At 48.5% G+C, this 14,302-nt stretch carries 17 protein-coding genes; 3 read left to right on the forward strand and 14 right to left on the reverse strand.

Annotated features, from left to right (window positions below):
- The first annotated feature begins 24 nt into the window (after positions 1–24).
- The 3 genes from rapZ (at position 25) to mgtE (ending at position 2,607) form a co-directional block, all read left to right on the forward strand.
- Positions 25–873, forward strand: a complete 849-nt coding sequence (gene rapZ, locus F458_RS0107310; RefSeq protein WP_018982746.1) for an RNase adapter RapZ — start codon at positions 25–27, stop codon at positions 871–873.
- Positions 870–1,142 carry an HPr family phosphocarrier protein gene (locus F458_RS0107315; protein WP_018982747.1) on the forward strand — a complete coding sequence of 91 codons (273 nt, stop codon included), beginning with the start codon at positions 870–872 and terminating at the stop codon, positions 1,140–1,142. The genes rapZ and F458_RS0107315 overlap by 4 nt, the downstream gene beginning before the upstream one ends.
- A gap of 106 nt (positions 1,143–1,248) precedes the next feature.
- Positions 1,249–2,607 (forward strand): magnesium transporter, encoded by a 1,359-nt coding sequence (gene mgtE, locus F458_RS0107320; protein WP_018982748.1) that lies wholly within the window; start codon positions 1,249–1,251, stop codon positions 2,605–2,607.
- A 90-nt stretch (positions 2,608–2,697) separates the two neighbouring features.
- On the opposite strand, the gene F458_RS0107325 is transcribed toward mgtE, so the two are convergent.
- The 14 genes from F458_RS0107325 to recO all read right to left on the reverse strand — a co-directional run bounded on the left by F458_RS0107325 (position 2,698) and on the right by recO (position 14,300).
- Entirely contained in the window at positions 2,698–3,171 is a 474-nt protein-coding gene (locus F458_RS0107325; RefSeq protein WP_018982749.1) for a ClpXP protease specificity-enhancing factor, read from the reverse strand.
- Positions 3,168–3,800: a stringent starvation protein SspA gene (gene sspA / locus F458_RS0107330; RefSeq protein WP_018982750.1), complete on the reverse strand. Its 633-nt coding sequence runs from the start codon at positions 3,798–3,800 to the stop codon at positions 3,168–3,170. The genes F458_RS0107325 and sspA overlap by 4 nt, the downstream gene beginning before the upstream one ends.
- A 108-nt stretch (positions 3,801–3,908) precedes the next feature.
- The gene (locus F458_RS0107335; RefSeq protein WP_018982751.1) at positions 3,909–4,643 is read right to left on the reverse strand and encodes a cytochrome c1; all 735 of its coding nucleotides are present in this window, start codon (positions 4,641–4,643) and stop codon (positions 3,909–3,911) included.
- Positions 4,640–5,905, reverse strand: a complete 1,266-nt coding sequence (locus F458_RS0107340) for a cytochrome b (RefSeq protein WP_018982752.1) — start codon at positions 5,903–5,905, stop codon at positions 4,640–4,642. Before F458_RS0107340 ends, F458_RS0107335 begins: the two co-directional genes overlap by 4 nt.
- The gene (gene petA / locus F458_RS0107345) at positions 5,906–6,535 is read right to left on the reverse strand and encodes a ubiquinol-cytochrome c reductase iron-sulfur subunit (protein ID WP_018982753.1); all 630 of its coding nucleotides are present in this window, start codon (positions 6,533–6,535) and stop codon (positions 5,906–5,908) included. It abuts the gene before it with no gap.
- Between the two features lie 407 nt (positions 6,536–6,942).
- A complete protein-coding gene (gene rpsI / locus F458_RS0107350) occupies positions 6,943–7,335 on the reverse strand; it encodes a 30S ribosomal protein S9 (protein WP_018982754.1) in 393 nt (130 codons plus the stop codon).
- 12 nt (positions 7,336–7,347) lie between these two features.
- Positions 7,348–7,776: a 50S ribosomal protein L13 gene (rplM, locus tag F458_RS0107355; protein ID WP_018982755.1), complete on the reverse strand. Its 429-nt coding sequence runs from the start codon at positions 7,774–7,776 to the stop codon at positions 7,348–7,350.
- 161 nt (positions 7,777–7,937) lie between these two features.
- Positions 7,938–8,060, reverse strand: coding sequence for a hypothetical protein (locus tag F458_RS21155; RefSeq protein ID WP_018982756.1), 123 nt, complete (start codon positions 8,058–8,060; stop codon positions 7,938–7,940).
- Positions 8,061–8,888, reverse strand: a complete 828-nt coding sequence (gene mazG / locus F458_RS0107365; RefSeq protein ID WP_018982757.1) for a nucleoside triphosphate pyrophosphohydrolase — start codon at positions 8,886–8,888, stop codon at positions 8,061–8,063.
- The gene (relA, locus tag F458_RS0107370) at positions 8,866–11,037 is read right to left on the reverse strand and encodes a GTP diphosphokinase (protein WP_018982758.1); all 2,172 of its coding nucleotides are present in this window, start codon (positions 11,035–11,037) and stop codon (positions 8,866–8,868) included. The genes mazG and relA overlap by 23 nt, the downstream gene beginning before the upstream one ends.
- Positions 11,038–11,059: 22 nt before the next feature.
- Positions 11,060–12,397, reverse strand: coding sequence for a 23S rRNA (uracil(1939)-C(5))-methyltransferase RlmD (gene rlmD, locus F458_RS19215; protein ID WP_018982759.1), 1,338 nt, complete (start codon positions 12,395–12,397; stop codon positions 11,060–11,062).
- Between the two features lie 15 nt (positions 12,398–12,412).
- Complete coding sequence (gene acpS, locus F458_RS0107380) at positions 12,413–12,790, reverse strand: holo-ACP synthase (RefSeq protein ID WP_018982760.1); 378 nt, start codon at positions 12,788–12,790, stop codon at positions 12,413–12,415.
- On the reverse strand, positions 12,790–13,539 hold the full coding sequence (pdxJ, locus tag F458_RS0107385) for a pyridoxine 5'-phosphate synthase (RefSeq protein ID WP_018982761.1): 750 nt from the start codon (positions 13,537–13,539) through the stop codon (positions 12,790–12,792). Before pdxJ ends, acpS begins: the two co-directional genes overlap by 1 nt.
- 68 nt (positions 13,540–13,607) lie before the next feature.
- Complete coding sequence (gene recO / locus F458_RS0107390; protein WP_018982762.1) at positions 13,608–14,300, reverse strand: DNA repair protein RecO; 693 nt, start codon at positions 14,298–14,300, stop codon at positions 13,608–13,610.
- Positions 14,301–14,302 lie beyond the last annotated feature (2 nt).

Raw genomic sequence — 14,302 nt, forward strand, 5'->3', positions numbered from 1 at the left:
CGCGTGTGATACCGGAGAAATGTTTTGAAGCTTATTATTATCAGTGGTCGTTCGGGTTCCGGTAAGTCAGTTGCTTTGAGAGCGCTGGAAGACCTTGGTTATTATTGTGTTGATAATATCCCGGTTAACCTCTTACCAGCGCTTACTCATTCGGTGTCTGAAGAATACGATCAGGTGGCGGTGAGTATTGATGTTCGAAACCTTCCTAAAGATCCTTCCGAACTTGTAGAAATATTGGATTACCTGCCCGAATCATGGGGCGTTACTGTTGTTTACATTGATGCCAGTGACGACATCCTGGTTAAGCGATTCAGCGAGACGCGACGATTACATCCGCTGGCGAAATTAAATAAATCATTATCAGATGCTATTCTCACCGAACGAGAACTTTTGGCACCCATCGCCGAGCGTGCTGATCTCTACATTGATACCGACTCCATGTCTATTCACCAATTGGCGGAGCTAATTCGCGAGCGTATTTTAGGTAAAAAAAGCTCGAGGCTGGTACTGGTATTTGAATCGTTCGGTTTCAAACATGGCATTCCCAAGGATGCAGATTATGTTTTTGACGCCCGCTTCCTGCCTAATCCCCACTGGGAGCCGGATTTAAGACATTTTACCGGCCTTGACACACCCGTTGAGGTTTTTTTAGGCTCACAGCCTATCGTTACCAAATTTATCTGGCAGATACAGAATCTCATTACCACATGGCTTCCCCATCTTGAGCGCAATAACCGCAGTTACGTTACTGTTGCTATTGGTTGCACCGGGGGCCAGCACCGATCAGTTTTTGTAGCTGAGACTCTGGCTAAGACCTTTAAAGATACCCACCCTGACGTGCAAATTCGGCACCGGGAGCTTGCTGAAAAATGAACATTGAGAAACAGCTGACTATCGAAAATAAGCTTGGCCTGCACGCCCGGGCTGCCACTCAACTTGTTGAGCTGGCCACACAGTTTAATGCCAGAATAACCCTTGTTAAGGGTGATAAGTCTGCCGATGCTGACAGTGTCCTGGGCTTGATGATGTTAGAGAGTCATCAGGGCGAGACGGTTACGGTTATCAGCGAAGGACCCGATGCTCAGGCGGCAATGGACGCTATCGAAACATTAATAGCAGGGCGATTTAACGAAGCCGAGTGATTGGCTTAGCGGCGATTATTGGTAAAATCCAAAAAATATAAATAACGAGAAAGGCTGGCTTTGCTCACAGTCTTTCCCTATCCCCTTTATCTACAAAGGACTGGCAGTGGCAGAAGCTTTAGAATCAAAATTTGCACAGGGTCAACTGCGTACACTTAACGCTGCGCTGGCAAACGGCCGCTTTGTCTCTGTTCGCAAAATACTGCACGAACTGCCACCATCCGATGTTGCACTGGTGCTTGAGTCCAGTCCTACCAAAACCCGTGATGAGCTTTGGGAACTTATTGATGGCGAGTTTCACGGTGACATTTTAGAAGAACTGTCTGAAGATGTCAGAAACGGTATTATTTCCAAAATGACACCACTGCATGTAGTAGATGCACTGGAAGAAATGGACACCGACGATCTGGCAGAAACACTCAGCAGTCTGCCAGAAGAGGTATTGCAGGATATTCTGCAGTCCATGGACACACAAGACAGACTGCGAGCTGAGCAGGCGCTTTCTTACGGCGAAGAAACTGCCGGTTTTATCATGAACACGGATACCATCACCCTTCGCCCGGATGTTACGGTGGATGTGGTGCTGCGTTATATCCGACTTAAAGGCGAGCTACCTAAAAACACCGATACGCTGTACGTTGTTAATCGGACAGATAATTTAATCGGACTGGTCCCGGTAGCGCGATTACTAACAGCCGCACCAGAAGATACCGTAGCGGAAATCATGGATGAAGATGCCGAGGCAATCCCGGTAAATATGCCCGACGATGAAGTAGCCAGCCTGTTTGAACGATACAACTGGTTGTCCGCTCCTGTTGTAGATGAAAGAAATCGGTTAGCAGGGCGAATCACCATCGATGATGTGGTCGATATTATTCGAGAAGATGCCGAGCACTCAATGATGAGTATGGCCGGTCTGGATGATGAGGAGGATACCTTTGCCCCGGTTTGGCAAAGTACACAACGTCGTTCTGTCTGGCTGGGTGTTAACCTGGTTACTGCCCTGATGGCAGCTGCGGTCAGCGATCTATTCGAAGCCACTCTCAGTCAGCTGGCTGTCTTGGCTATTTTGAACACTATTGTACCAAGTATGGGGGGCGTTGCAGGAAACCAGACATTAACCCTGGTTATTCGGGGTATGGCACTTGGTCATGTCAATCCCAGCAACTCACGCTGGCTGGTCAGCAAAGAATTAGCCATAGGCTTTTTGAACGGCGTGATATGGGCCGTGCTGATTGCCACTGTCATAGCGCTGTGGAAGCAAAATATGATGTTGGGCGTGATAATCGCCTTTGCGATGATGGTTAATTTGCTGGCAGCCGCTCTGGCTGGCGCAACATTGCCCATTATTATGAAAAAGCTGAAAATAGATCCGGCGCTGGCGGGGAGCGTTATCTTAACCACAATCACCGATGTGGTGGGTATCTTTGCGTTTTTGGGTACTGCGACGCTTTTCCTGGTGTAATACTGTAGCGGAAGCTCATGTATGCGCCGTATCGCTTCAGATTCCGGTGAGCATAAAAAAAGCTCCTGAAGGAGCTTTTTTAGTACGAAATCATTTTATGATTTTAAGGTTGGGCTTGCCTTTCTTTGGCGGCACTGGTGCGCTGTCCGCATCCGCCTCATTGGTATCCGCTGAAGGCTTACTGGTGCTTTCCCCTTCACTATCGGGCACGCTATGAGGCGCTTCGGGTGAGCTACCACCTAACTCCTCTTCAACCGCAAAAACCGTTCCTGCACCGTTTTCACGCGCGTAGATAGCCATGATCGCCTGACAGGGGATCCGGATTTGGCGAGGTTGGCCGCCAAAACGTGCCTGAAAAGCCACGAATTCAAGATCCATAACAAAGTTTACGCAGGCTGAAGGCGAAATATTAAGTACAATCTGCCCGTCTTTTACAAATTCCTGCGGAACTTCAGACAACTGATTCATCGCATCAACGACAATATAAGGCGTCATTTCATTATCGACTATCCAATCGAAAAAGGCGCGCAGAAGATAGGGTTGATTAGGGGTCATATTACTCATAAAGGATTATGGATTTCGCGTTCCTGATCGGTCAGAGACGCTTTGAAGGAACCGCGATCGAAAATGCGTTTCATGTAAGCGTTGATTTCCTTTGCTCCTGCACCTTTGAGTTCGATACCCAGTGCCGGAAGGCGCCACAGCAAGGGTGCCAGGTAACAATCCACCAGGCTGAACTCTTCGCTCATAAAGTAAGGCATTTCTGAAAATACCGGCGCCAGTGATAACAACGCTTCACGCAGTTCATTACGAGCTGACTCAACATCTCCCTCACCGCGAAATATACGGGCGGCCAGCGAGTACCAGTCCTGCTCAACCCGATGCATCATCAGACGACTTTGACCTCGTGAAACTGGATAAACCGGCATCAGGGGCGGGTGAGGAAAACGCTCATCCAGATATTCCATGATGATATGGGACTTATACAAAACAAGCTCTCGGTCCACGAGTGTTGGAACAGTTCCGTAGGGATTCAGATCGAGCAGGTCTTCTGGCAGATTGCTGGGATCGGTATAACTGATTTCTACGCCCACGCCTTTTTCGGCAAGAACAATCCGTACCTGGTGACTATAAATATCGATACTATCTGAGAACAACGTCATGATAGAGCGTTTATTCGCGGCTACGGCCATTAATTTTCCTCCGTCGAGAGACTTTCACACTGTCTTCAGGCGACAGTATGCTTAAGCTGAAAAAGGGGGCTGTTCGCCCCCTTAGGTATTATACAGAAGTTGACAGGTTTAGTGTACTTCTCGCCAGTAATCTTTTTTCAGCAGAAATACAAATACAAAAAGTACCAGGATGAACACCAATACCCATTTTCCAATCTGTTCTGACTGCAGCCTGAAGGGCTCACCAGTATATTCTAAAAAGTTAACCAGATCAGCCACAGCTTCATCATACTCTTCGGGTGATAAAGCGCCATCGCCGTCTGACTGGATCCCCGCATACCTTTCAACCATCTCGCCGTCGACCATTACCTCTTCGTAAGTTTCACGCGGTGTGCCTTGCAGAGCCTGCAAAGCGTGCGGCATACCTACATCCGGAAAGACTTTGTTGTTGACCCCAAAAGGACGCTCTTTATCGACATAAAACGTTCGCAAGTACGTATATAACCAGTCAACGCCCCTAACCCTGGCAACCAGTGTCAAATCAGGAGGCGCGGCGCCAAACCAGGTTGACGCACTTTCTGTGGGCATCGCCCGTTTCATATAATCAGTGACTTTATCACCGGTAAACTGCAGATACTCTTCACCAAGTTCTTCAGGAATCCCTAAATCATTGAACGTCCTGGAATAGCGCTGATACTTCATAGAGTGGCAGCCAGAACAATAGTTCATATATATCTTGGCGCCTCTTTGTAACGAGGCTTTATCGGTTAAATCTATCGGCGCTTCATCCAATGGTACCTTGCTACCCGCAGCAGCGGCCCACAAAGGAACAAAAAACGCCATCAACGTAATTAGTCTCTTCATCTCGGAATCCTCGCTGGTACAGGTTTAGTGTTCTCATTTTTGCTGTATAAGAACAGCGCAATAAAGAAGCCGAAATAAAGTACAGTAGCAATTTGCGACGCGATAATTTTCCAGTTTTCCTGCGGCGTTCCACCTAGATAACCCAGGAAAACAAACACAACAGCAAACAATAGTAGGTTGACTTTGTGCAGCCCACAACGATAACGCCAGGATCTAACGCGTCCGCGATCTATCCAGGGCATCGCAAACAACGCCGCGATTGCGCCAAACATGGCTAATACGCCAAACAGTTTGTCAGGAACTGCCTTGAGAATCGCGTAAAACGGTGTGAAATACCATACCGGGAAAATATGCTCTGGTGTTTTCAACTGGTTTGCGATTTCAAAGTTAGGGTGTTCAAGGAACTTACCACCCATTTCTGGTGCAAAGAACATAATGTAGGTAAAGGCTGCCAAAAATATACAGAATGCGACTAAATCTTTAAGCACTATGTGTGGGAAGAACGGCACAACGTCATCAGCAATATCATACTTTTCAGTGTAATATTCATGGATTTTATAAGGCGTCTTTTCACTTTCTGATAATGACCCTTTTTTGTGTTTGATAGCCACCCCATCAGGGTTATTTGACCCGACTTCGTGCAACGCGATGATATGCAGGAAGACCAGAATTACAATAACCAGTGGCAGGGCAATAACATGCAATGCAAAGAACCGGTTCAATGTTGCCCCTGAAATCACATAGTCACCCTGCAACCAGATAACCAGGTCAGGTCCAATTACCGGTATCGCGCCAAACAATGACACGATAACCTGGGCCCCCCAATAGGACATTTGTCCCCAGGGCAATACATAACCCATGAAGGCCTCAGCCATCAGCGCCAGATAGATGAACATACCGAACACCCATAATAACTCTCTGGGCTTTTGGTAAGAACCATAAATCATGCCGCGGAACATATGCATGTATACAACAATGAAGAAAGCAGATGCGCCGGTACTGTGCATGTATCGGATGATCCAGCCATAATCAATTTCCCGCATGATGTATTCCACCGAGGCAAACGCCCCTTCTGCGGTCGGCACATAGTTCATGGTCAGCCAGATACCGGTGATAATCTGATTCACCAGTACGATAGTCGCCAGAAAACCAAATACATACCAGAAATTCATATTCCGCGGTGCGGGATACTGAATCGCATGCATGTTAGCTACCCGCATCAATGGAATGCGAGCTTCAATCCAGGAAAGAAAACCGTTCATTTAAGCCTCCTGAGCGGTTGAGCCAATGATAATCGTATTATCATTAACATACTGATAAGGAGGCACCACCAGGTTCAACGGTGCGGGCACATTTTGGAAAACCCGGCCAGCCATATCAAATTTGGAACCGTGACAAGGACAGAAGAAGCCATTCTCCACGCCTTGTACAATTTCTTCGAAGGCACCATTTTTAAGATACTGTGGAGAGCAGCCAAGGTGGGTACAGATACCTACCAATACCAGATATTCTTCTTTTAAGGAGCGGTATGGATTTTTTGCAAAGGGCGGTTGCTGTTCTGCCTCAGATTCAGGATCTTTAAGCAGCTCTGCATGATCTGACAGAGAATCCAGCATCTCAGGGGGCCGCCGTACAATCCATACGGGCTTGCTGCGCCACATTACGCGTATAAGCTGGCCCGGCTCAATGTTACTGATATCAACTTCTACATCAGCCCCGGCTGCCTTTGCTTTGGCACTGGGGTTCCATGACGCAATGAAAGGAACTGCCGCTCCTGCCACACCTACAGCACCTACCACTGAGGTTGCAACAGTCAGAAAACGGCGTCGGGTGTTATCACCCGGCCCCTTATCAGGCGCAGACTTTTTTGCATCTACAGATACATCGCTCATCCACATTTCTCCAGGTTGGGATTGCTATGGCATAAGAGTCAGTCGCTACTGACAACTTTGGATGGCCATAACTGCTGGTCATCAACGCAACTGCAGTTGCGTCAACGACACATAAATACATTTCTCTATAATATGTTATTTTTCGTACAAAATCATACGGGAAAAGCCTTTCTGTTTACAAGGTTTTACTTTCTTTACCCTGCAAAAAAGTCGGGGGGGTCAGTAGACTTTGCCTTACACACTCTACTGTGGCGCGCGTTCTCCATCGGCAGGAAAGCATTTTTCTTTAGCAGACTGTGAGAATAGGTAAGATTAAGAAATCGTAAGAGATACATTCTGTCTGCTCGAAATAGCAGCAGACAATAAAAAACCCGGCAGTAGCCGGGTTTTTTTGCAGTAAGCGAAAATTAACGCTTTGAAAACTGTGGACGCTTACGTGCTTTATGCAGACCAACTTTCTTACGTTCAACACGGCGATCGTCACGAGTAACGAAGCCAGCTTTACGAAGTGACGGGCGTAATGCCTCATCGTAGTCCATAAGTGCACGAGTCAGACCGTGGCGGATTGCGCCAGCCTGACCGTTTGAACCACCACCAGCAACGGTGATGTAAACGTCGAATTTTTCAGTCATTTCTACAAGTTCTAATGGTTGACGAACAACCATGCACTCGGTTTCACGACCAAAGTACTCATCAAGAGCACGTTTGTTTACTGTGATGTTACCTGTACCTGGACGCAGGAACACACGAGCAGTAGAACTTTTGCGGCGGCCAGTGCCGTAGTATTGAGTATCTGCCATGTCAGTTGCTCCTTAGATGTCCAAAACTTGTGGTTGCTGTGCTGCGTGAGCGTGTTCGCCACCAGCGTAAACTTTCATTTTACGGAACATTGCACGACCCAGAGGACCTTTTGGCAGCATTCCTTTAACCGCTTTCTCAATTACCATTTCTGGCTTGTGAGCAATCAGTTTCTCAAAGTTTGTTTCTTTCAGACCACCTGGGTAACCTGTATGAGAGTAATACATCTTCTTCAGTGCTTTATTGCCGGTAACAGCAACTTTTTCAGCATTGATAACGATGATGTAATCACCAGTGTCTACGTGAGGCGTATACTCTGGCTTATGTTTACCACGCAGACGGCGCGCAATTTCAGAAGCCAAGCGGCCTAAAGTTTTGTCTGTGGCGTCTACCACATACCAGTCACGTTGTACCGTTTCTGGCTTAGCAACAAAAGTTTTCATTTAAATTCACCCGAATAATTTCGTCGTTACTGATTTCTGCTTGAAATCACCTAAAATCAATCTCCGGACCCCTTCGAGTCTATTGATCCTTCCACCTTCCCAAAGGTGGGTGTAACTGGGCAGGGCGCGAATTATACAGAATCTGCGTAAAAAGCGAACCCTTAAATGAGAAAATTATCAGGTAATGTAGAAAAAATCCGGCCGAACGTATTGAAACGCTTATCACTGCCTGTACAGCGCGTGCCAATTGGGCTGGTCAGAATGGTAAATGCAATCACTGTCACTTATTCCCCTGACTTTTCCACGCTTTTAACACGCTGCCAGATGGATTCAAGTTCAGTTAAGGACATATCCTCTAGTGCCAGCCCCTGTTCCAGCACCTGATGCTCGATTTGCTCAAATCGCTGGGTAAACTTATGACTGGCCCGCCGCAGCGCTGTATCTGCATCGACATTGCAATGTCTTGAAAGATTGACCATGGCAAACAATGCATCACCAATTTCCTCTTCAATACGTGCCTGGTCAGGTGACTGAGTAGTAATTTCAACGTTGATTTCTTCGACTTCTTCACGCACCTTGTCAATAACCGGTGCAGTGGAGGTCCAGTCGAAGCCGACTCTGGCGCACACCTTTTGTAATTTTTGAGCGTACATCAGCGCCGGCAAGCCTGAGGGTACTGCGTCGAAAATACTTTTTTTATCAGCGTCCTGCGCCAGCCGTTTTTCGCTTGCTTTGATGGCTTCCCATTGTTGCGACAATGCGCTTTCGTCAACCTGATGATTTTCAAACACGTGGGGGTGGCGGCGGACCATTTTGTCAGCGATGTCTGCTGCAACATCTTCAAAGGTAAACCAGCCTTTCTCCTGCGCCAGTTCACTGTAAAAAACTATCTGAAATAATAAGTCACCCAGCTCTTCGCGGATGTTATCAGGCTCGCCACCCGCAATGGCATCGGCCACTTCATATGCTTCTTCTACGGTGTAACGCGTTAGTGACGCCATTGTCTGTTTTTGATCCCACGGACAACCATTGGGGCCACGCAGACGCGTCATTATCTGCAACAGACGGTTCAAATTTTGGTTCGCTGACTCACTGGGTTTTTCGTTTGACATCGGTCACCCCTTTTAACTGTCTGAGCCTTGTCATTACCCTATTCAGTGCGTCCAGTGTCTTCACTTCCACAGAAAGATCAATTACGGCAGTGCGACGCGGCTTGTCGCTGGCGCTGCTTACCCCTAATAAAGCGACGTTCTCATTGGCAAGAACGGTGGTAACATCCCGCAGCAGCCCGTCACGGTCTGCGCAAAAGACCATTAGCATAGCTTCAAAACCCACTTCTAAAGCGTCTGACCAGTTGACCTCAATTAGCCTTTCCGGATGCTGGTCACTGAGATTCTGAAGTTGTTCACACGATGTTTTATGTACACTTACACCGCGTCCCTGAGTGATATACCCTAAAATAGTGTCGCCTGGTACAGGTTTACAACAGTTGGCCAGCTGACTCATCAGATGCCCGACGCCGTCTACTACCACCGTATCACTCTTGCCGCTAGAGCCGGCGTTGCGTCGGGTTTTTAACTTCGGGCTGATCTCAGGCTCAGGTGCAGGTGCCATCAGTTGCTGCAGATAGTGCACTACCGACATCACTCTGACATCGCCGGCGCCAATGGCGGCGTGAAGATCTTCTACCTGCTGAAAGTTGAATTTTTCCGGCGCCTTAACGGCCATTTTTGCCGGAATCCCTGCCCGGTTCAGCTCTCGCTCAAGCAACTCTTTGCCCGCTTGCTGATTCTTTTCTTTATCCTGCTTTTTAAAAAAGGAATGGATCGTAGCCCGCGCCCTTGAAGAATGGACATATCCTAACCCGGGATGCATCCAGTCGCGACTTGGGTTAAGCGCTTTACCGGTATGCACCTCGACCTGATCGCCACTTTGCAACTGGTAAGTAAAAGGTACAATACGACCATTGGCTTTAGCGCCGATACAACGATGGCCCACATTACTGTGGATATAGTAGGCAAAGTCCAGCGGCGTGGAGCCCTGGGGTAAATCAATGACGTCACCTTTGGGGGTAAAAACATATACCCGGTCATCAAAAACCTGACTGCGCAGTTCCTCAACCAGATCGCCCGACTCAGCCACTTCTTCCTGCCACTGCAGGATTTTACGTAGCCAGTTTACGCGATCCTCAGAACTGTTCGCCTTACCGCTGGTACCTTCTTTATACTTCCAGTGAGCGGCGACACCCAGCTCTGCATCCTGATGCATTTGTTGCGTGCGAATCTGGATTTCAACGGGCTTGCCACCTGGCCCTACTATCACTGTATGAATAGATTGGTACCCGTTGGCTTTTGGTGTGGCAATATAATCATCAAATTCTTTTGGAATATGTTTATATGTTGCATGCACCACGCCCAGTGCGGCATAGCAGTCTTGCAGACGATCGGCAATAATTCGCAGGGCGCGCAGGTCAAACAGCTGCTCGAACGACAGGCGTTTTTTCTGCATTTTCTTCCAGATGGAAAAGATATGTTTGGGACGACCATAGACTTGCGCTTTAATCCCCTGCTCGTCTACCAGATTTTGCAAGTCAGCCACGATATTATCAATATACTGGGCACGTTCTTTTCGCTTACCATCCAGCTGCCGGGCTATTTGCTTGTAAGTCACCGGGTGCAGATAACGAAAAGCGAGATCTTCCAACTCCCATTTTAACTGGCCAATACCCAGGCGATTTGCCAGTGGCGCATAAATCGTCGCGCACTCTCTGGCTACCATAACCCGGGTTTCCTCGTCGGCTTTTTTCACCTGCTGTAACGCACAAATGCGTTCGGCCATTTTGATAACCACAGCGCGTACATCTTCCACCATCGCCAGTAACATGCGACGAATACTGTCGATATGCTGTTCATCCGGTACCTGTTTCAACCCCGAGCGGCGGGAGTGAAGGGCTTTAATAGCTTCCATTTTTCTTACGCCGGTAAGCAGTTGCGCAACGCCAGGGCCAAATTCGCTCTCTACCTGCGCTTCATCCAACTGGTGTTGTTCACAGTAGGGCAATACCAGCGCGGTCTGCAATGTACTGTCATCCATATTTAGCTGAGCCAGTATCTCGACCATTTCCTGACCGATCAACAGCCGTTCCGGGTCGCTGGATATATCCCGCAGCTTTTGTTTGGTTTGTTTACTCAGCTCAAGGCTGTCCAGCCACACCTCAAAGGGAGGACGACTGGGTTCATGTACTTTCCGTGTTGATACCATGGCTTACCAACTCGCTTTATGACTATTCTGATCGCAATGAAAATAACGCCATCACTTCAAGGTGGCGTGTATAAGGGAACATCTCGACTAACCCGATTTTTTCAATATTGTAGCCCGCCTTAAGAAGAATCTGCGCATCTCTGGTAAAGGTACTGGGATTGCAAGAAACGTACACGACCTGCTTAATTCCCGATCCCGCGATATGCTGGCAGACCTGCGCGGCCCCTTCCCGGGAAGGATCCAACAGCATCTTGGTAAACCCGTGATTAATTGCATCCTGCACACTGGCCGGTTCATTCAAATCCAGATGCTGCCAGACAATATTATCAATGCCTTGCGCCTGTGCAGCGGCCTGCCCCTTTTGCACCATTGATGCCACGCCTTCCACGGCGTAAAGACGCTGTACTTTGCGCGCCAGCCCGAAGCTAAAATTGCCCAGTCCGGCAAACCAGTCTGCAATCACATCATCTTTTTCCGGCGCCAGCCAGTCGATAGCCTGGGTGACCATCTTTTTATTTACTACGGCGTTAACCTGTACAAAATCCTCAGGTGAGGGCGTTACATATAAATCGTCAATGGTCTGGCAGCGAAGCTGGGCAAAATGGTGCAGCGTCTCATAAGCCCCAGTGGCATTTTCCAGTACAACATTAGTGTTCGTCTGTTGACCAAATGCCGCCAGTTCGTCGCGCATCGCTGCCGGAAGGTCTCTCGTGGCTTTTACTGTCACTTCGCAGACGTCATCGCCAGCAAGAACCTGTATATGACCAATGTGACGACTCGCTGGATAAGAAAAAACAATATCCCTTAATAGCGGCATTAATGCCTGCAGGGCAGGTACCAGCACCGGGCAGGATTTGACATCAACAATGGCTTTACTGCTTTGTTGCCTGAACCCTAATTTTATCGAAGCCGGGTTCCTGGCATCCACAGCAAGCCGTGCTTTTCTGCGATAGGCCGGCCGCTCTCCGGTAAGCGGCGCTTGCCATGGCAGGTTAGCCACTCCAAGGTGATGCACCCAGTATGTTTGCATGGCGTGCTGGCGTTCGGTTAATGCATCGTCAGCATCAATATGTTGCAGCTGACACCCGCCACATTGAGAATACACAGGGCAAAAGGGTTGCTGACGTTTTTCACTGGCCTGAACAACTTTTATTGTGGAGGCCTTTACGACCTGCTTTTGGGTCTGCTGGATGCTTACATCCACACATTCGCCGGGCAGCGCACCCTCAATAAACATCACTGGTTTTTGGGAACGGCTCACCCCGACCCCATGGATATCCAGGCTATCCACCATTACGCCGGTACGCTTTCGGGCCCCGGCCTGGCGTGGTTTTTTAGGAGTCTTGTAAAAGCTCACCATACATATCTTGCCTGATTAATTTTCAAAAATAACGGTAGCGACCGCAAAGCGGGCCTCATCGGAAATAGACAGATGGGAAGACCGTCCTCCCCGGTTTTTGAAGACCTGCAAAGCGCCCTGGCTTAAAATGAGAAACGGAGCGCCGCTGTCATGATTCGCAACTTCCAAATGGTGCCAGGATATTCCCCGCCCGATGCCGGTTTGCAAGGCTTTGGCGGCAGCCTCTTTGGCGGCAAAGCGTTTGGCCAGATAACGCACCGGATCAGCCTGCTGGTTAAATATATCCCACTCTGTCTCAGTAAGAATACGCCGCGCAAAGCGTGTATTTTTTTCAGCGGCCTGCGCTATTCGAGATATCTCTATGATATCTGTGCCCATTCCAATTATTGCCATTAACGGCAAATCAACGCTGCAAGCCGCGCTTCCTGCATCAGCGCCCGCATATCGGCAACCGCCGTATGCAGACCGTCAAACGCGGCACGGGCAATAATGGCGTGGCCGATGTTCAGTTCGACAATTTCCGGAATGGCCGCAATGGGTTTTACATTATGATAGTGCAGGCCGTGTCCGGCGTTGACTTTGATACCTGCATTATGGGCATAGCTGATGCCTTTTTTAAGCCGCTGCAGTTCTTGCTGAGCCTGGCTTTCGTTATCGGCCTCGGCGTACTGACCGGTATGAATTTCAATATAAGGTGCTTTACACGCTAATGCGGCATCAATCTGTGCCTGATCAGCATCGATAAATAACGACACTGCGATGCCCGCTGCAGCGAGTCGCTCACAGGCAGCTTTGGTCTGCTCTAAGTTACCGGCCACATCCAAACCGCCCTCGGTGGTCAGTTCCTCACGTTTTTCGGGAACCAGACAACAAAATGTCGGGCGCAGACGCTCTGCGATGCTCAGCATTTCTTCTGTAATCGCCATTTCCAGATTGAGTCGACTATTGATGGTCTGAGCCAGTAACTCAACATCCCTGTCTTTGATATGACGCCGATCTTCACGCAGGTGCACGGTTATGCCATCAGCGCCGGCACGCTCAGCAACATCTGCAGCATGAACAGGATCCGGATAATTAGTTCCCCGTGCATTTCTGATGGTCGCAATATGGTCAATATTTACACCAAGCAATATTTCGTTCATAAGCAAGCCTTCTAAGTGACCCCATTAATAAGGGCAGTGTATCGAAAAAAGCGGTCATACGGCAGAGGCTAACGAAATAATTCGCGGCTTTTGAGCGGCTTATCGCCCAACAAATTTCGTAAGGCCTGCCGGGTGATAATTTTAGCGGTCTTTCTGGCTGCCGGGGTCCACTCGCCATTTGCCATCTCCAGGAGACCGTAACCTGGAAAACGGCCACGCTGAATATGCGCCGGTGCCTGGGTAACACCCTGCTCTGCAACAAAAATATACCATTGCTCACTGTCTACAGGCTGTTCACTTACTGCGTCTGTCAGCCAGTCGGGCAACTGTCCCATTTCCTCAAGTAAAGCGAACTCAAAACCGCGTAACAAAATATCCGGCGTGTCACTAGCCGGTAGTATACTTAATACCTGCTGATAATGACCAAATAACATCTCACTGGCCAGGCCCACCGGCATAGTGCGATTTATCAGCTCGTTAAGATACATGGCGCAAAATAGCGCATTTCCCGTTAACTGATGCGAACGCCCGTCACTTTCAATTTGATTAAGGTTTTTAAGTTCTGCTTTACCGGCAAGCTGGACCTTAACCGGCGAAAACGGCTGCAACAGACTTTTACGGTCTGATTTACTGTTTTTAACGCCTTTGGCTACGGCCGATATACGTCCCGTTTCAAGTGTAAAGAAATCCACCAGATAACTGGTTTCCCGATAGGGACGGCGATGAAGTATATAAGCACTTAGCCAGTGGCCACGATTCATCA

The sequence above is a fragment of the Salinimonas chungwhensis DSM 16280 genome (assembly GCF_000378185.1).
Taxonomy (GTDB): domain Bacteria; phylum Pseudomonadota; class Gammaproteobacteria; order Enterobacterales; family Alteromonadaceae; genus Alteromonas; species Alteromonas chungwhensis.

Bases quoted from the DNA above. Each gene is read 5' to 3' on its own strand.
- F458_RS0107335 (WP_018982751.1), bottom strand. From the start codon at position 4,643: ATGAAGAGACTAATTACGTTGATGGCGTTTTTTGTTCCTTTGTGGGCC.
- mazG (WP_018982757.1), bottom strand. From the start codon at position 8,888: ATGTCAAACGAAAAACCCAGTGAGTCAGCGAACCAAAATTTGAACCGT.
- recO (WP_018982762.1), bottom strand. From the start codon at position 14,300: ATGAATCGTGGCCACTGGCTAAGTGCTTATATACTTCATCGCCGTCCC.
- petA (WP_018982753.1), bottom strand. From the start codon at position 6,535: ATGAGCGATGTATCTGTAGATGCAAAAAAGTCTGCGCCTGATAAGGGG.
- F458_RS0107325 (WP_018982749.1), bottom strand. From the start codon at position 3,171: ATGAGTAATATGACCCCTAATCAACCCTATCTTCTGCGCGCCTTTTTC.
- sspA (WP_018982750.1), bottom strand. From the start codon at position 3,800: ATGGCCGTAGCCGCGAATAAACGCTCTATCATGACGTTGTTCTCAGAT.
- pdxJ (WP_018982761.1), bottom strand. From the start codon at position 13,539: ATGAACGAAATATTGCTTGGTGTAAATATTGACCATATTGCGACCATC.
- F458_RS0107340 (WP_018982752.1), bottom strand. From the start codon at position 5,905: ATGAACGGTTTTCTTTCCTGGATTGAAGCTCGCATTCCATTGATGCGG.
- relA (WP_018982758.1), bottom strand. From the start codon at position 11,037: ATGGTATCAACACGGAAAGTACATGAACCCAGTCGTCCTCCCTTTGAG.
- acpS (WP_018982760.1), bottom strand. From the start codon at position 12,790: ATGGCAATAATTGGAATGGGCACAGATATCATAGAGATATCTCGAATA.
- rpsI (WP_018982754.1), bottom strand. From the start codon at position 7,335: ATGGCAGATACTCAATACTACGGCACTGGCCGCCGCAAAAGTTCTACT.
- rplM (WP_018982755.1), bottom strand. From the start codon at position 7,776: ATGAAAACTTTTGTTGCTAAGCCAGAAACGGTACAACGTGACTGGTAT.
- F458_RS0107315 (WP_018982747.1), top strand. From the start codon at position 870: ATGAACATTGAGAAACAGCTGACTATCGAAAATAAGCTTGGCCTGCAC.
- rlmD (WP_018982759.1), bottom strand. From the start codon at position 12,397: ATGGTGAGCTTTTACAAGACTCCTAAAAAACCACGCCAGGCCGGGGCC.